The 15,557-nt window shown below is 51.6% G+C and carries 17 protein-coding genes; 6 read left to right on the forward strand and 11 right to left on the reverse strand.

Going from position 1 to position 15,557, the window contains the following annotated elements; translation table 11 throughout:
- Positions 1 to 50: 50 nt before the first annotated feature.
- Together purN and purM are read right to left on the reverse strand one after the other, a co-directional pair.
- On the reverse strand, positions 51 to 698 hold the full coding sequence (purN, locus tag L4C36_RS16440; protein ID WP_428478890.1) for a phosphoribosylglycinamide formyltransferase: 648 nt from the start codon (positions 696 to 698) through the stop codon (positions 51 to 53).
- Between the two features lie 3 nt (positions 699 to 701).
- Positions 702 to 1,742 (reverse strand): phosphoribosylformylglycinamidine cyclo-ligase, encoded by a 1,041-nt coding sequence (gene purM / locus L4C36_RS16445; protein ID WP_428478891.1) that lies wholly within the window; start codon positions 1,740 to 1,742, stop codon positions 702 to 704.
- 195 nt (positions 1,743 to 1,937) lie between these two features.
- Here purM and upp point away from each other — a divergent pair, with 195 nt between their 5' ends.
- Positions 1,938 to 2,564 (forward strand): uracil phosphoribosyltransferase, encoded by a 627-nt coding sequence (gene upp / locus L4C36_RS16450; RefSeq protein WP_428478892.1) that lies wholly within the window; start codon positions 1,938 to 1,940, stop codon positions 2,562 to 2,564.
- A 167-nt stretch (positions 2,565 to 2,731) separates the two neighbouring features.
- Here the strand turns inward: upp and L4C36_RS16455 are convergent, their stop codons facing one another.
- Positions 2,732 to 3,985, reverse strand: coding sequence for a uracil-xanthine permease family protein (locus L4C36_RS16455; protein WP_428478893.1), 1,254 nt, complete (start codon positions 3,983 to 3,985; stop codon positions 2,732 to 2,734).
- Between the two features lie 293 nt (positions 3,986 to 4,278).
- Between L4C36_RS16455 and L4C36_RS16460 the strand changes: the two genes are divergently transcribed.
- Positions 4,279 to 5,673, forward strand: a complete 1,395-nt coding sequence (locus L4C36_RS16460; protein ID WP_428478894.1) for a DUF2066 domain-containing protein — start codon at positions 4,279 to 4,281, stop codon at positions 5,671 to 5,673.
- Positions 5,674 to 5,814: 141 nt separating this feature from the next.
- Here the strand turns inward: L4C36_RS16460 and L4C36_RS16465 are convergent, their stop codons facing one another.
- The 4 genes from L4C36_RS16465 to bepA all read right to left on the reverse strand — a co-directional run bounded on the left by L4C36_RS16465 (position 5,815) and on the right by bepA (position 8,878).
- Positions 5,815 to 6,270, reverse strand: coding sequence for a DUF2069 domain-containing protein (locus tag L4C36_RS16465; protein WP_428478895.1), 456 nt, complete (start codon positions 6,268 to 6,270; stop codon positions 5,815 to 5,817).
- A gap of 55 nt (positions 6,271 to 6,325) precedes the next feature.
- A complete protein-coding gene (gene wrbA / locus L4C36_RS16470) occupies positions 6,326 to 6,904 on the reverse strand; it encodes an NAD(P)H:quinone oxidoreductase (protein WP_428478896.1) in 579 nt (192 codons plus the stop codon).
- Between the two features lie 14 nt (positions 6,905 to 6,918).
- Positions 6,919 to 7,269: an arsenate reductase (glutaredoxin) gene (gene arsC / locus L4C36_RS16475; RefSeq protein WP_428478897.1), complete on the reverse strand. Its 351-nt coding sequence runs from the start codon at positions 7,267 to 7,269 to the stop codon at positions 6,919 to 6,921.
- A 157-nt stretch (positions 7,270 to 7,426) separates the two neighbouring features.
- Positions 7,427 to 8,878 (reverse strand): beta-barrel assembly-enhancing protease, encoded by a 1,452-nt coding sequence (gene bepA, locus L4C36_RS16480; RefSeq protein ID WP_428478923.1) that lies wholly within the window; start codon positions 8,876 to 8,878, stop codon positions 7,427 to 7,429.
- A 258-nt stretch (positions 8,879 to 9,136) separates the two neighbouring features.
- Between bepA and L4C36_RS16485 the strand changes: the two genes are divergently transcribed.
- The gene (locus tag L4C36_RS16485) at positions 9,137 to 9,364 is read left to right on the forward strand and encodes a sulfurtransferase TusA family protein (protein WP_428478898.1); all 228 of its coding nucleotides are present in this window, start codon (positions 9,137 to 9,139) and stop codon (positions 9,362 to 9,364) included.
- Positions 9,358 to 10,434: an AI-2E family transporter gene (locus L4C36_RS16490; RefSeq protein ID WP_428478899.1), complete on the forward strand. Its 1,077-nt coding sequence runs from the start codon at positions 9,358 to 9,360 to the stop codon at positions 10,432 to 10,434. The genes L4C36_RS16485 and L4C36_RS16490 overlap by 7 nt, the downstream gene beginning before the upstream one ends.
- A 118-nt stretch (positions 10,435 to 10,552) precedes the next feature.
- Here L4C36_RS16490 and bcp read toward each other — a convergent pair whose 3' ends face one another.
- Positions 10,553 to 11,023, reverse strand: coding sequence for a thioredoxin-dependent thiol peroxidase (gene bcp / locus L4C36_RS16495; RefSeq protein ID WP_428478900.1), 471 nt, complete (start codon positions 11,021 to 11,023; stop codon positions 10,553 to 10,555).
- A gap of 10 nt (positions 11,024 to 11,033) precedes the next feature.
- Positions 11,034 to 11,573: a glycine cleavage system transcriptional repressor gene (locus tag L4C36_RS16500; RefSeq protein WP_428478901.1), complete on the reverse strand. Its 540-nt coding sequence runs from the start codon at positions 11,571 to 11,573 to the stop codon at positions 11,034 to 11,036.
- Between the two features lie 242 nt (positions 11,574 to 11,815).
- Here L4C36_RS16500 and dapA point away from each other — a divergent pair, with 242 nt between their 5' ends.
- Together dapA and bamC are read left to right on the forward strand one after the other, a co-directional pair.
- Entirely contained in the window at positions 11,816 to 12,697 is an 882-nt protein-coding gene (dapA, locus tag L4C36_RS16505; RefSeq protein ID WP_428478902.1) for a 4-hydroxy-tetrahydrodipicolinate synthase, read from the forward strand.
- A gap of 30 nt (positions 12,698 to 12,727) precedes the next feature.
- Positions 12,728 to 13,756 (forward strand): outer membrane protein assembly factor BamC, encoded by a 1,029-nt coding sequence (gene bamC, locus L4C36_RS16510; RefSeq protein ID WP_428478903.1) that lies wholly within the window; start codon positions 12,728 to 12,730, stop codon positions 13,754 to 13,756.
- A gap of 128 nt (positions 13,757 to 13,884) precedes the next feature.
- On the opposite strand, the gene lipA is transcribed toward bamC, so the two are convergent.
- On the reverse strand, positions 13,885 to 14,853 hold the full coding sequence (gene lipA, locus L4C36_RS16515; RefSeq protein WP_428478904.1) for a lipoyl synthase: 969 nt from the start codon (positions 14,851 to 14,853) through the stop codon (positions 13,885 to 13,887).
- Complete coding sequence (gene lipB, locus L4C36_RS16520; protein WP_428478905.1) at positions 14,850 to 15,497, reverse strand: lipoyl(octanoyl) transferase LipB; 648 nt, start codon at positions 15,495 to 15,497, stop codon at positions 14,850 to 14,852. The genes lipA and lipB overlap by 4 nt, the downstream gene beginning before the upstream one ends.
- Positions 15,498 to 15,557 lie beyond the last annotated feature (60 nt).

Below are 15,557 nucleotides of genomic sequence, written 5' to 3' on the forward strand. Positions count from 1 at the left end.
GCGTTTTTTTAAGCCTAAACTCTTACGTCTAAACCAAGATGACGTGTGATTTACTCGTCATCACTGGCATAGCCCGATACCGGCAAGCATGCGCCATCAAAATAGGCATGATTACCTTGCATGACTGCCCGTTGCTGTAAGCACCAATGTGCGACCAGCGGGTAAATACGGTGCTCTTGCTCTTGCACCCGAGCCATGACGTCGTCCGCGTTGTCATCGGCAAAAATGGGTACTTTGGCCTGCAAAATGACAGGGCCGCCATCCAACTCTTCCGTCACGAAATGCACGCTGGTGCCATGCTCGCTATCACCGGCATCGATCGCCCGTTGGTGGGTGTTGAGTCCGGTGTATTTCGGCAGCAGGGAAGGGTGAATGTTGATCATCTTCCCGTTGTAGTGACGCACAAACTCGCCACTCAGAATCCGCATGTAACCCGCAAGGATCACCAAATCCGGTTGGTAACGGTCAATGTGCTCAGCTAATGCCCGATCAAAAGCCTCACGGTCAGCGTAGTCGTTGGCTGCAAGGTGCTCGGTAGCAATGCCAGCCGCGTGGGCACGGGTCAAGCCATAGGCATCGGCTTTATTGGATAGCACGGCGGCCACTTTCGCCTCAGCGATGATGCCTGATTCACAGGCATCCATGATCGCTTGAAGGTTAGAGCCACTGCCTGAGATCAGTACAACGATATTCTTCATCGTTTACAGGATCTCCACCTGCTCTTCACCTTGAGCTGCATCAGCAATGTGACCCAGCAGCCATGCGTTTTCGCCTTCTGCATTAAGGATAGCGATCGCTTGTTCTGCTTGTGCCTGTGGTAGGGCAATAACTAAGCCAACGCCACAGTTAAAGGTGCGGTACATTTCGTAGGTATCGACGTTACCGGCTTGCTGTAGCCAGTTAAATACCGCAGGCCACTGCCAGCTGTTGCCATCGACCACGGCTTTCGCCCCTTCAGGCAATACGCGAGGAATGTTTTCCCAGAAGCCGCCGCCAGTAATGTGGGAAATGGCGTGAATGTCACAGCTTTCCATCATTTTTAGCGTCGATTTCACATAAATTTTGGTCGGTTCAAGCAGGTGATCAGCCAGTGTTTTGCCGTCGAGCTCTTGATTCAGATCCGCTTGAGACACTTCAATGATTTTTCGAACCAGAGAGAAGCCGTTGGAGTGAGGACCGCTAGAGGCCACAGCAATCAGGGCATCGCCTGCTTGGACTTTGCTGCCATCAATGATGTCGGCTTTTTCGACCACGCCGACGCAAAAGCCTGCGACGTCATAGTCTTCACCGTGGTACATGCCTGGCATTTCAGCGGTTTCACCGCCAATCAATGCACAACCGGCTTGGAGACAGCCTTCACCGATGCCGGCAACGACCGCTGCGGCGGTATCGACATCCAGTTTGCCTGTGGCGTAGTAATCTAAGAAGAACAGCGGCTCGCCGCCTTGTACAATCAAGTCATTCACACACATGGCCACCAAATCGATACCGATGGTGTCATGTTTGTTCAAATCCATTGCCAAACGCAGTTTGGTACCCACACCGTCTGTGCCTGATACCAGCACAGGTTCCTTGTATTTGGTCGGTAGTGAGCAAAGTGCACCAAAACCACCAATTCCACCCATGACTTCAGGGCGATGTGTGCGTTTTACCACCCCTTTAATACGATCAACTAATGCATTACCTGCATCGATATCAACACCAGCATCTTTGTAACTAAGAGAAGAGTTATTGCCGCTCACAGGAGGTCCCTCAACGTATTAAAGTAAAAAAGCGAGGGTATGATAACAGCAGTCAGGGCGGAAAGGGAAACGTTTGCGTCAATAAATCTCGCTGGTGGTTTCGTGAGCAAACGAACCTAGGGATCCTATCCGAAGCGCTCTAGCATGGTGTATAATAATACGATTTTTTTTATTTAGCCTGCTTAGGAGTCAAAGATGAAAGTCGTTGAGGTTAAACACCCACTGGTAAAACATAAGATCGGTCTTATGCGCGAAGGCGACATCAGCACTAAGCGTTTCCGCGAACTAGCAACAGAAGTTGGTAGCTTGCTGACATACGAAGCGACTTCAGACTTTGAAACGGAAAAAGTGACCATTGACGGTTGGAATGGTCCCGTTGAAATTGACCAAATCAAAGGTAAAAAAGTCACTGTTGTGCCAATTCTGCGTGCTGGTCTAGGCATGATGGACGGCGTACTTGAGCATATGCCAAGTGCCCGTATCAGCGTGGTCGGTATCTACCGTGACGAAGAAACCCTTGAACCTGTTCCATACTTCAATAAGCTGGCTTCAAACATCGACGAGCGTATTGCGCTAGTGGTTGACCCAATGTTGGCAACCGGTGGTTCGATGATTGCGACACTGGATTTGTTGAAAGAGCAGGGTTGTACGCAGTTTAAAGTGTTAGTGTTGGTGGCTGCGCCAGAAGGCATTGAAGCACTTGAAAAAGCGCACCCAGACGTTGAGCTGTACACAGCCGCTATCGATGAGAAGCTGAACGATAAAGGTTACATCGTTCCGGGTCTTGGTGATGCAGGTGACAAGATCTTCGGTACGAAGTAATCGTTTCCTGCTTCAAGCGGGTTAAAGACAGTAAAAAGCCGGATGAAAATCCGGCTTTTTTTATGCCTGTAATACGTGGAGAGATCGGTTCGGTGTATCGCAGATAAAAAACAGGGCGAATATCTCGCCCTGTTTTTATGCGGTTCAGCGTGATGTTGACCGTGTGATTACTTGTCGTTACACGCGTCGATTTGCGCTTTGTCGACCACGTGGTTTTCACCTAGGTCGTCAGGCAAGATCAGGTTCAGCAGAATCGCCACGATACCACACAGGCTGATCCCTTGTAGGCTGAAGCCGCCAATACCAAATGCCATGCCGCCAATACCAAAGACCAGTGTCACCGCCACAATCACCAAGTTACGGGCTTTGTGCAGATCCACTTGGTTTTTGATCAGGGTGTTAAGACCGACGGTCGCAATGGAACCGAATAGCAGGATCATAATCCCGCCCATGACCGGGACTGGAATCGTTTGTAGTACTGCGCCCAATTTACCCACGAATGCAAGCACAATCGCCGTTACCGCCGCCCATGTCATGATCACGGGGTTGAAGGCTTTGGTCAGCATCACCGCACCGGTGACTTCAGAATACGTGGTATTCGGTGGCGCGCCAAACATTGAAGCGGCCATTGTCGCGATACCGTCACCCGCCATAGTTCGGTGCAGGCCGGGCTTTTTCAGGTAGTCTTTACCGGTTACGTTAGAAATTGCCAGCATGTCACCCACGTGCTCGACTGCCGGCGCAATCGCAACAGGGATCATGAACAAAATGGCGTTGATATTAAACTCTGGGAAGGTGAAGTTCGGGATGGCGAACCATGCCGCTTCTTGGATAGGCACAAAGTTGACCACGCCATACGCCAGGCTGAGGACATAGCCACTCACAATACCGGCCATGATAGGGATCAGCTTGAAGAAGCCTTTACCAAACACGCTAAAGCCTATGGTCACCAGCAGGGATACTGATGAAATCCACAGCGCCGCATCTGCATTCACAAGTTGCACGGCACCGTCACCCGATTTACCCAGTGCCATATTGACCGCAGAAGGGGCCAGGCCTAGGCCGATCACCATGATGACTGGGCCAACGACCACAGGTGGAAGTAATTTATGGATGATGCCAACGCCACGGACTTTGATCAGTGCGCCCATGCACACGTAGACCACACCTGCGACCATCAGGCCGCCCATGGTCGCAGGAATGCCCCACGTTTGGACACCGAACATAATTGGTGCAATAAAAGCGAAAGAAGAGGCAAGGAAGATAGGAACAGAACGTTTAGTGACAATTTGGAAAAGCAGTGTACCGATACCGGCACCGAAGAAAGCAACGTTGGGATCCAGTCCCGTGAGCAGTGGCACTAAAACTAACGCTCCAAATGCCACAAACAGCATTTGAGCACCCTGTAAGACCTGCAACATGTGATATATCCACCTTGGCTAGAAAAAAATCGCGGAATATTAGCATGGAAGTAATCGATTGCCTAACGTTGGCGAGGAATAATTTGCAAACCCCATGTAAGGAAGAGTTTGGTGCGGTGATTCGCAAAAATGTGACAATGGGTTGACCCATAAATAGTGTTAAAAACAGTGTCTTAGTGTGTTGTGCCACATAAAAATACGAGGGAACCCTTGATTTTGTGCTGGAAGCAGTTGCCGAGCACGATATGTTCAATTTATGATCGAACATTACTTAAGTGATAAATGAGTTTTTTATGTTGCGTGTTACGTTACTTTTCATGGCGTTATTGGCACTGCCGCTTCAGGCTGCCACCATGACCAACTTGTATCAGGCGCAGGTAGTGCTGCCGGATACTGACCGGCAGTCAGAGCAGGTAGCTCGTCAACAGGCGCTGGAGCAAGTACTGATCAAAGTCTCAGGGCAAAGCGCGATTGGCCAAAACGAAGTGGTCGCGAAAGCACTGACTCACAGCGGGCAGTATGTCAGCCAATTTGGTTACGGTAATTTGGATGGACAGCGCACGTTGGCGCTGACGTTTGATCCGCGCCAAGTTCGTACCTTGCTGGCGCAAGCCAAATCGAGCTTCTGGAGTGAGCAGCGCCCAACCACCTTGGTGTGGATGGTGGAAGATGATGGCCGTGACCGCAATATTCTGTGGGATCAATCAGGTAGTCAGTTACTCACGGATGTGAAGCAAGCTGCAGAACGTCGTGGTTTACCGGTCTCTGTGCCTATCGGTGATTTTGAAGATGTCACAGCCATCAGCTCACCGGATCTGTGGGGCGGTTTTGTTCAGCCTATATCTACGGCGAGCTTGCGTTACCAGCCGGAAGCCATTTTGGTGGCCCGTGTTCGCAAACAAGGCACGGATGAGATCAGTGTGAACTGGCAGTTGTTTGCCAATCGTCCTGAAGCCTTGGCGGCTTCACAAGTGGCGCCGATTGAAGGCCGTTTATCGGGAACGGCAGTATCAACCATTAACCAGATGATGGACAGTGTGGCGGATCAGTTAGCCGCGAAATATGCCGTGCCATTGGGTGGCGATTTAAATAACACCATGTCGGTGGTGGTTGGGAACATTGCTTCCTCTAAAGACTTCTTTACGTTAGAGCGTTTGGTGACAAACTTGACCTCGGTAGCGGCAGTGAATGCGTACCGTATTCAGGGTGATAACGTGGAATTTAACGTGCAGTTGCTAAGCTCTGAAGAGGCTTTCAAGCAAGAGCTGAGTCAGGACAGCCGCTTATCAGCGGTCGCCGCCCCTGCACCAATGCCTGCGTGGGAAAGCAGTGAAGCCCCTGTGGTTGATCCCCATGCGATCACGCCGTTATCGACAGTACCAGAGGAGGCTTCAGATGCTGCCCCTGCGACGATAATTACGCCTGCCACCACCATGACGGAAGCGCCTAACGCGAATGAGGGGGCGAGTGTGGCTACGGCCAATACGCCAGCTGAAGGGTTAGTGAGTGCGATTTCGACCGCTGAGGTAGATGTGTCTGCGACAGACGCGCTCGCGGTGCCACCGGTCGAGACACTGCCAGTGAAACAAACGGCAGTCTTTGAGTGGGTACCGCGTGCCGTGCCTGCCCCTGCTCGTGCTGTTACGCCAGAGGTGGTCACTACGTCGGAAGCGACCCTCGCGTTATAACGGTACCGTTTATTCTAAACACGACGCAATAAAAACGGTGGGCTTGCCCACCGTTTTTTTATCTCTGCATTCTGTCTCTGTTTATGTCTATTGCCACCACCACTTTGGTATCCTCAACGAGGTGCTATCAACCTGATGCCATCAATCGCGTTGAGCGGGTGATGATTCAGTGGCTTCGTGGCGGGCTTTCTCTTCTTTTTCTACCTGTGACAAGCGTTTCAGTTTTATCCCTAATTCACGGCCTCGGTGACGGGCAAACAGAATGTTGCAGATAAAGGCAAGGGTGGTGATCAGCAGTTCCACAACTGCCAGCCAGCGTTCCCCCTCATCGACCCACAGCAGCGTGAAGCCATGAAGAAAATAAAACATCAAAATGAAATTCGCCCACGCATGGGTATACGGACGCCCCGCGAGCAGTCCCGGTAATGGGAGTAACATCGGTATCACCCAGACTCCGGCCATGATCCAAGGATTCAGATGCGGGTGGGGGGATAAGGTCGTTTGCCACAGGATCACCCAGCCGATCAGCCCCAGATTTGCACTGAGGGCGGCATAATGTAGTAAACGGGTTGTTGTGTGCATAGCAGGAGCAGGCATATTTCCTCCGTGAAAATGTCGCTGTCGCGTCCGACGGTGTGGTGGCTTAGTTCGGTTAGCGCAGTTTAAGGGCCGCTTCAGCCAGTCGTTTGCCACAGGCTTGAGCCAATTCACACTCTTCCTGACTTAGCGCTGCGCCATTGTCATGGTGAAAGTGAGAGGGACCATAGGGGGTGCCGCCAGAGCGGGTGGTGTGCAGGGCCGGCTCAGAATACGGTAACCCGACAATGAGCATGCCATGGTGCAGCAGCGGCAGCATCATTGACTGTAAGGTGGTTTCTTGGCCACCATGCAGCGATGACGAGGCGGTGAACACACAGGCTGGTTTGCCGATCAGCGTGCCTTGTAGCCATTGTGCGCTGGTACTGTCGATGAAATGCTTCAGTGGGGCCGCCATATTGCCAAAACGCACAGGGCTGCCCATTGCCAGCCCGATGCACTGTTCCAGATCGGAGCGGGACACGACCGGATCGCGTCCGTCATCCGCCATGAGATTACCTTGGCTATCAATGTCTATCACGGTGCGCAGAATGGCTTCGCAGCCGTTGACCTGCTCGATCCCCCGGGCGATGTGTCGCGCTAGTTGGCGAGTGCTGCCGTGGCGGCTGTAATAGAGCACCAAAAGGGAATGCATGGCGGATGTCCTTGTTAGAGTACGGTCAGTACGTTTTCCGGCGGACGGCCCATCGCCGCGTTATCACCGTTCACTACGATTGGGCGCTCGATCAGTTTGGGATTCGCGTGCATTGCGCCAAACAATTGGGCGTCAGTCACCGCGTCGTCACCCAGTGCCAGCTCTTTATACAGGGCTTCTTTGGTGCGCATCATGTCACGAACCGTCGCAAAGCCCAGTTGGCGGAATAGGGTTTGCAGTTGCTCAACCGACGGTGTGTCAGTGAGGTAGGTCACGATGGTTGGCGTCAGGCCTTTGTCTTCAAGGAGTGCCAGCGTTTCACGGCTTTTTGAGCAGCGAGGGTTATGGTAAATCACGACAGACATACAAACTTCCTTTATTCAGCCGGTGATCGCAGATGTCGTCACCGGTGTTTTGATGATGTTGCTCCATTGTAGAGCAACTGTCATCAAGAAGAAACGGTTTGCCGTCGTGTTTGCCCGCGCAGTGGGTATAGATAAGGGCAGAATAAACGCTTTTTCCTCAAAGGCTTGAGGATCGCTGGCGTGCCAAGCGCAGCTGATCAATCCGGGCATCATAGCGGGCTTGATCGAGCGAGTTGATTTCGACCATTTGGCTGGCTTGAATATACATCTGAATCGCTTTCTCCCAGGCGCCGCGTAACGCTAGCAATTCAGCCCGAGCGGCCAACTCGGCATCACGGCGACCATCAGCAGCCTGTGCTTGTGCCAGCAGGTGCCAACCATTGGGATCGTCAGGGTGATCATAGGTATAGCGGGTCAGGATCGGAATACTTTCCTTGTTACGATTGGCTTCTTGCAGGGCATTCGCCAAATTCAAGTTCAACACTTTTTGGTTGGGGTGCCTTTTCAGGGCGGTTTCTAGTCGCGAGATGGCTTTGCTGTAGTGCTTCTGGTGCAAATCGAGATCGGTCGCGGAATCGATATAAAAGCGATTGGTGGGATCTTTCGCGAGCAGCGGAGCAAGCAGCGCATGGGCTTGTTGATATTGTTCTGAATCGATGTACACCAAGGCTTGTCCATAATGCAGCGCATCACGGCGAGCCGGATCGTTTCTTTTCAGTTCACGTGCAAACCAATCCAGTGCCGCTTTGCTTTCAAGCCCGGCATAACGCGCAATAATACGCGAGCGTGCTAATTGATAACGCGCCGAAGGTGGCACGGTATGTTTGGGGTACTGGGCGGCACGGCTGCGGCTGTCCGTGATCCGGGATTCCGGTAAGGGGTGCGTCAGTAGCATGGCCGGTGGTTTACTGGTATAGCGGTATTGATCCGCTAAGCGGCCAAAAAAGCGGGGCATGGCTTGCACATCAAAGCCCGATTTGGACAGCGTGGCAATGCCGATCCGATCGGCCTCTTTTTCGTTGCTACGGGTGTAGTTGATTTGCCCTTGCGCTGAGGCTGCCGTGGTGGCGTGAATGGCCGCAATACCGGCTTCCGGTGCGGCAATGGCCAGCATCATTGAGCCAATTAAAGCGGCCAACGTGGCTGGTGATCTTTTGGCTTGATCTTCCATACTGCGCGCTAAATGGCGTTGGGTAACGTGTGCGATTTCGTGCGCAACGACCGAGGCCAATTCACTTTCATTACGGGCATGAAGAAACAGCCCCGAGTGAATGGCCACATGACCACCAAAGAAAGCAAAGGCGTTAATATTGCGGTTTTGGATCAGAATAAAGCTAAACGGCGTGCGGACATCACTGGCATTGGCGACCAATCGGTGACCGAGATCTTGAATGTATTCCGCCAACAGAGGATCGCTGATGATTGGCATGCTGGCACGCAGCATCCGCATGTAGGCATCCCCGTATTCCATCTCTTTTTCAATGCTTAATGTCGCCGCGGCGGCGGTGCCGATTTCGGGCAACTGATTGAGACTGTTGGTCGCAGACGCATTGTTTGCGCCGAGCAGGGCGCCAACCAGCACACAAACCGGAGCAAATCGGCGTGGCATCTCAAGAAATTTGGCAAAGGGAATCATGCTAATAATGGGTACCGCCTTCTGTTGCGTCTTCTTCATACCGCTCTACCGCGAGGCTAGATGGGTCGCTACCTAAGTGACGGCTGAATCCTGCAGCGTGGGGTCACTTGGGGGGAATTAACAAGACCTTCTGACAACGAAACCTGCGACAGGTTTCTTTTTTGTCGTTAGGATGTCCTTTACAATAACCCGATGAATGTCAATTGTCAGTATATCGGAAGGGAACAGGCAATGCTTGATTTGACCGCAGAACGTTGCCCGATGGCACTGCTTTTGGCAAAAAGGGCCACCCATGCGCTGAAAAAAGGCGAAAAAATGGAAATTCATATGACTGACGCAGGCGCGAGGCAAGATATTCCTCGTTACCTCTCCACCCAAGGAATGGCCATTGAGGTGTTGATGGATAGCCATCACGTACTGGCAATCACTGTGACCAAAGGCGATAACTGTTTATGTTAGAGATGCTTAACCGCTGGTATCAGCGTCGATTTTCTGATCCCCACGCGGTGAGTTTGGTGGCTATCCTGTTGGGTGGCTTCTTGACCATTTATTTCTTTGGGCACTTAATCGCCCCATTGCTGGTCGCCATTGTTCTGGCGTATTTACTGGAATGGCCAGTGGTGCAACTGACCCGCCTTGGGTTACCGCGCACCTTGTCAGTGATGGGCGTGTTGCTGATTTTTGCTGGTCTGATGGTGATGGCGATCTTTGGTTTGGTGCCGACCATTTGGCATCAGGTCGGAAACTTGTTGGCGGACGTGCCAAACATGTTCAATGGGCTGCAAGCGTACGTCTCGAGTTTGCCTGAGCGTTATCCTGACTTCGTGCAACCACACCAAGTGGTCACCTTTATGGATGCGCTGCGCGTGAAAGTACTGGGCATGGGGGAGAGCGCCGTAAAAGGCTCATTGGCTTCTTTGGTGAGCTTAGCCACCTTGGCGGTGTATTTGATTTTAGTGCCCTTGCTGGTGTTTTTCTTGCTAAAAGATAAAGAAGAAATGCTGGCGACCTTGAGCGGTTTGTTGCCGCGTAATCGCCGTTTGGCTAGCAAGGTCGGTGTGGAGATGAACGAGCAGATCTCTAACTACATTCGCGGTAAAGTGACCGAGATTTTCATTGTGGGTATCGCCAGTTATGTCACTTTCGAGGTGATGGATCTGCGTTATGCGGTACTGTTAGGCGTGTTGGTGGGCTTCTCGGTATTGATCCCGTACATTGGGGCCGCCGCGGTAACCATACCCGTCGCGATGGTCGGTTTGTTCCAGTGGGGGATCAGCCCTGACTTCTGGTGGTTGCTGGTGGCTTACGGCATTATTCAAGCCTTGGACGGTAACGTACTGGTGCCGGTGTTGTTCTCCGAGGCGGTGAACTTGCACCCGGTGGCGATCATTGTTGCGGTACTGGTGTTTGGCGGCTTGTGGGGCTTCTGGGGCGTTTTCTTTGCCATTCCATTGGCAACCTTGGTGAAAGCGGTTTGGAATGCACTACGTGCGACAGAGCCGCAAGAATCACAAGATATGACGCTCTAACGCCGCGCGACCGGTGAAACGCCATATCCGGCTATGGCAAAGAAAAATATTTCGAAAAACAAAGAAAAAGGCCGCATGTGAATGCGGCCTTTTTTATGTGTCATACACAGACAACGGATCATTGCGCAGCTTGTAAGTAGTTCATGACCACTTCATGGTGATCTTTGGTTTTGAACTTATTGAACACGTGTTCAATGGTGCCGTTTTCATCGATCAGGAAGCTGAGGCGGTGCAGGCCGTCATACACTTTCCCCATGAACTTCTTCTCACCCCATACGCCAAACTGCTCGGCCACAGCGTGGTCTTCGTCTGACAGCAGGGTAAAGTTCAGGTTATCGCGCTCAATGAACTTTGGTAGACGTTTTACCGGGTCAATACTGATCCCCAATACCACGATATTGTGGGCGTCGAGGTCAGCTTTGCTGTCGCGCAGGCCACAAGCTTGCACGGTACAGCCGGGTGTCATCGCTTTTGGGTAGAAATAAGCGAGGACTTTTCTCCCTTTAAAATCGCTCAGGCTGACGGGTTCACCGTCTTGGTTGAGCAAAGTAAACGCAGGGGCGGGTGTGCCTGCCGTTAATGTGTTCATGGGGTTTTCCTTATTGATTATGGCCGACGAACGTCACGTTGCCACTGACATTCAGTTGCTGGCAAAGGGCTTCGAATTCTTCTTGGAGTGTCATGAGGTTGCACCCTTCGGGTAAGTTTGTGCTGATCTGTAGCATAAACGTGTTCGGTACCTCGGACTGTTTACTCTCATGGGTATGGGCGCTCAATGAGCCGATATCAATCCCACGGGAGGCCAAAAAGCGGGTGAATTGTTCAATGAGGCCAGGGCTGTCGTCGGCTTCAATGTGAAATTCTGCGGTATAAGGAAAGTAGCGAAACTCATGCTTGCTCGTGCGTTTCATCATGGTGAGCAAGTCATGCTCTTGGGCTTTGAGCGGTAGCGTCGATTCCACCCGGGTGATGGCATTCGCGGTTCCAGAGAGCAACATGATTAGCGTGAACTCTCGCCCAAAGATGGCAAGACGGCTATCAACAATGTTGCAATCACAATGGGTGACCAGTCGTGTAATTTCATCGGATATCCCCGGGCGATCCGTACCGACAGCTGTAACGACGAGATAATGTTCCATATTTTATTACATCACTTAATGAAGACCTTCAGCATGGTAGCACAGACAGTGACCGAGCCAAGTAATCTAAGATGTAAAATTAAGCTTTTGGCAGACAGTGCGTCATCACGGATTTACACAGAGTTGTCTTGAGTTTACTGTAACTGAAAAGTAGTATGGTTTGACTTGGTAGCCTTATTTATTCGGTTTATCCATATAGTTCTTAACGCAGCCAAGATCGGTTTATACAGGGGGAGATGGACATGTTTTCAGGAAGCATGGTAGCACTAATTACACCGCTCGATGATGCAGGTGAAGTGGATTACGCCAGTTTAGCATCATTAGTGGAATACCACATTGCAGCAGGCACTGATGCCATTGTCGCAATGGGCACTACCGGTGAGTCAGCCACATTGACGGTTGATGAACACGTAAAAGTCGTACTCAAAACCTTAGAGTATGCGCAAGGACGCGTCCCCGTGCTCGCAGGTACGGGCGCCAATGCTACTCATGAAGCCATCACTTTTAGCAAACTGTTTTCAGGCTCGGGTATTGCGGGCTGTTTAACCGTTACCCCTTATTACAATAAGCCAACGCAAGAAGGCTTATACCAGCATTTTAAAGCCATCGCAGAAGCGACGGATCTACCCCAGGTGCTTTACAATGTGCCAGGCCGTACAGGCGTGGACATGTTGCCAGAGACCGTGGCGCGCCTGGCGAGCATCGACAACATTGTTGGGATCAAAGATGCCACGGGCGATATTTCTCGTGTGAAGAAAACGCGGGAACTTTGTGGCGATGCGTTTATCCAACTTAGCGGTGATGATGAAACCGGTTTGGATTTTGTCGCTGAAGGTGGCCACGGTGTGATCTCGGTCACCGCTAACGTTGCTGCGAACGAAATGGCAACAATGTTTAAGTTAGCTTTATCCGGGGATTTCACGGCGGCGAATGCGATCAATCAACGTTTGATGCCTTTGCATCAGCAATTGTTTGTTGAATCGAACCCGATCCCCGTAAAATGGGCGGCGCATCAACTCGGTTTGATTAAGCAGGGTCATTTACGCTTACCGCTGACCGAGCTGAGCGAATCAGCCCAACCAGTAGTGATGGCGGCTCTGAAGGATGCCAACGTCCTGCTGTAATTTGCTAGAGCGTAGGAGCGCAGAAGCGGAATGAATTACAAGTATAAGCTGGTGGCGGCGGCGGTCGCTGTCGTAACACTGGCTGGCTGCTCTGACGGTGCGGAACGCCGTCGTCAGGCTAATCAAGATTTCAATTACCTCGAAACGACACCGCTAGAAACATGGACGCTGCCTGCGGGCGCGACGCCTTCGCAAGGGACGGAATACGCTATTCCTGCGCGAGATTATTCTGGTGCGGTGGGGGCCGAGGTTGATATTCGTCCGCCGCAGCAGGTGTTGGCGTTAATTCCCGGTACGCGTTCGGTGAAAGATGACGAAGGGGTCACGTTATTGTTGGCCTCGCCAGAAGAACTGAACCGTGTTTGGCGCTTGGTACAGGATTTGATCGCGACGCAAAATATCAGTGTACGTGGTGCTTCTGCAAATGTGATAGAAACCGATTGGGTGAGCTGGAACAATGCCGATGAAGATGCTGAGATTGGCAGCCGTTATCGCATTGAGAAATCCAGTGATGCCGGTCGTAACATGTTCAGTATCAGCTTGATTGACTGGCGTGAAGGCGGCCAAGCTCAGCCAGTCACGGTAGACAACAAAGAGCGTTACAGCATTCTGATGACGAACTTGGTCACGGCGAAATACGATGCCCAAGAGCGTGAGCAAGCGCGTTTGCGTGCGCAGGCATTGGTGAAGCAGATCCCAATCTCGATGGGACAAGACCGCAGTGGTCTGCCTGTTATCATCGCGCGTGCTCCTTACGATGTGTTCTGGGAGCGCGTGCCTGAATTGTTAGGCCAAACGGGCTTTACCGTAGATGGTCGCAACCGTTCACAAGGTATCCTTGAGGTGAAATACAAGCCGATGGATGATGCGTTCTGGGATGAGCTGGGTACACAACCGCTTCAGCTTGATAGCCGTGACTACACTATCCAGTTGGGTGATTTAGGTAACCGTACGTCGATCAATGTGACTGACGCGAAAGGCAAGCCTGTCTCTGAAGAAGCATTGAACAGCTTGGCGCCGGTATTGGCCGCTGTGATTGAGCAAGCCAACCAAGGCTAAAACGATTCTGCGTTTGCGTTCTGCTTGGCAGCACCAAATTCATGACAATAAAAAACCGCTAAAGGCTAAGCCTGTGGCGGTTTTTTTATGCTTGTTGCTTGGCGGTGGTCGATAATGTGAAGTGAGGGTTATTTCACTTCTTCGCCACGGGCTTGCATGTCTGCATGGTAAGACGAACGAACAAACGGACCACACGCGGCATGGGTAAAGCCGATCTCAAGCGCAATGTCTTTGAGTTCATCAAACTCGGCTGGCGGCACATAGCGCTCTACCGGCAGGTGATGGCGGCTCGGTGCCAAGTACTGGCCGATGGTCAGCATGGTCACACCGTGTGCACGCAAATCTTTCAGTACTTCAATGATTTCTTCCTTGGTTTCACCCAAGCCCATCATCAAACCTGATTTGGTCGGTACGTCAGGGTGCATCTCTTTGAATTTCTTCAATAGATCTAATGACCACTGATAGTTCGCCCCGGGGCGCGCTTTGCGGTATAGGCGCGGTGCGGTTTCCAGATTGTGGTTGAACACATCGGGCGGGTTATCGCGCAAGACATCCAGTGCCGTATCCATGCGACCACGGAAATCCGGTACCAAGGTTTCAATCTTGATTTCAGGATTTAAGGTGCGAATTTCACGGGTACAGTCAGCAAAGTGTTGTGCACCGCCATCACGCAGATCATCACGGTCGACAGAGGTGACCACGACATAGCGCAGTTTCATGTCGGCGATAGTTTTGGCCAGTTGCGTTGGCTCTTCCGCGTTGGGTGGCAGTGGGCGGCCATGGGCCACATCACAGAATGGGCAGCGACGTGTACAGATCGCACCAAGGATCATAAAGGTGGCGGTACCGTGGTTGAAACACTCTGCCAAGTTCGGGCAAGACGCTTCTTCACACACGGAATGCAGCTTGTTTTTACGCATCGCTGATTTAATGTCTTGAATACGCTTGCTGTCAGAGGGCAGTTTGATCTTCATCCATTCTGGTTTGCGCAGCACTTCTTTTGGCGCTTCTTCGGCGACATTGCGCACCGGAATAAGGGCCATTTTGTCGGCATCACGGTATTTGACACCTTGTTCAATTTTTATTGGTTTACTCATGAATTGCTTTCCGTTATCCACTCAATGCTCTGATAATCGAGCAGTTTGACCAGCTCTTCTACAAGTACAGGCTGAACTTCCGTTAGTTCTGATGGCCCATCTAATAACGCAGTTTGGGTCATTGCCATCCCTGCATAACCACACGGGTTGATGCGTAAAAATGGAGCCAGATCCATGTTGATATTAAGTGCCAGACCGTGAAAAGAGCAACCGCGTCTGATCCGCAGGCCAAGGGAGCATATCTTTTGATTATCGACATACACACCCGGTGCGTCAGGGCGGGCCGTTGATTGTATCCCAAAATGGGAGAGGGTATTGATCACAGTATCTTCGATATGCGAGACAAGATCGCGCACACCCAATTTATTTTTACGTAGATCAATCAGGATGTAGGCCACCAATTGGCCGGGGCCATGGTAAGTGACTTGGCCGCCGCGATCGCTTTGCACCACAGGAATGTCCCCTGTGTTGAGCAGGTGCTCAGCTTTGCCGGCTTGGCCTTGGGTAAACACGGGGTTGTGTTCAACCAGCCAAATTTCATCGGTTGTTTCGGCGGTACGCGCATCCGTGAACTGATGCATGGCTTGCCAGACAGGTTCGTAGTCTTTACGACCAAGGTTCCGAATAATGATTGTATTTTGCAAAGTCACACCCACATTGTCATTTAACAGAGACTGGACCTGTGACACCCCGCATGGGTGTTG

Origin of the sequence: Photobacterium japonica, assembly GCF_050337005.1 — a bacterium.
Lineage (GTDB): Bacteria > Pseudomonadota > Gammaproteobacteria > Enterobacterales > Vibrionaceae > Photobacterium > Photobacterium japonica.

Excerpts from the sequence above, each read along its gene's own strand:
- arsC (WP_428478897.1), bottom strand. The coding sequence starts at position 7,269 with ATGTCTGTCGTGATTTACCATAACCCTCGCTGCTCAAAAAGCCGTGAA.
- dapA (WP_428478902.1), top strand. The coding sequence starts at position 11,816 with ATGTTTTCAGGAAGCATGGTAGCACTAATTACACCGCTCGATGATGCA.
- L4C36_RS16500 (WP_428478901.1), bottom strand. The coding sequence starts at position 11,573 with ATGGAACATTATCTCGTCGTTACAGCTGTCGGTACGGATCGCCCGGGG.
- L4C36_RS16455 (WP_428478893.1), bottom strand. The coding sequence starts at position 3,985 with ATGTTGCAGGTCTTACAGGGTGCTCAAATGCTGTTTGTGGCATTTGGA.
- upp (WP_428478892.1), top strand. The coding sequence starts at position 1,938 with ATGAAAGTCGTTGAGGTTAAACACCCACTGGTAAAACATAAGATCGGT.
- bcp (WP_428478900.1), bottom strand. The coding sequence starts at position 11,023 with ATGAACACATTAACGGCAGGCACACCCGCCCCTGCGTTTACTTTGCTC.
- L4C36_RS16460 (WP_428478894.1), top strand. The coding sequence starts at position 4,279 with ATGTTGCGTGTTACGTTACTTTTCATGGCGTTATTGGCACTGCCGCTT.
- purN (WP_428478890.1), bottom strand. The coding sequence starts at position 698 with ATGAAGAATATCGTTGTACTGATCTCAGGCAGTGGCTCTAACCTTCAA.
- L4C36_RS16465 (WP_428478895.1), bottom strand. The coding sequence starts at position 6,270 with ATGCCTGCTCCTGCTATGCACACAACAACCCGTTTACTACATTATGCC.
- L4C36_RS16490 (WP_428478899.1), top strand. The coding sequence starts at position 9,358 with ATGTTAGAGATGCTTAACCGCTGGTATCAGCGTCGATTTTCTGATCCC.
- L4C36_RS16485 (WP_428478898.1), top strand. The coding sequence starts at position 9,137 with ATGCTTGATTTGACCGCAGAACGTTGCCCGATGGCACTGCTTTTGGCA.
- wrbA (WP_428478896.1), bottom strand. The coding sequence starts at position 6,904 with ATGCATTCCCTTTTGGTGCTCTATTACAGCCGCCACGGCAGCACTCGC.
- bepA (WP_428478923.1), bottom strand. The coding sequence starts at position 8,878 with ATGCCACGCCGATTTGCTCCGGTTTGTGTGCTGGTTGGCGCCCTGCTC.
- bamC (WP_428478903.1), top strand. The coding sequence starts at position 12,728 with ATGAATTACAAGTATAAGCTGGTGGCGGCGGCGGTCGCTGTCGTAACA.
- lipA (WP_428478904.1), bottom strand. The coding sequence starts at position 14,853 with ATGAGTAAACCAATAAAAATTGAACAAGGTGTCAAATACCGTGATGCC.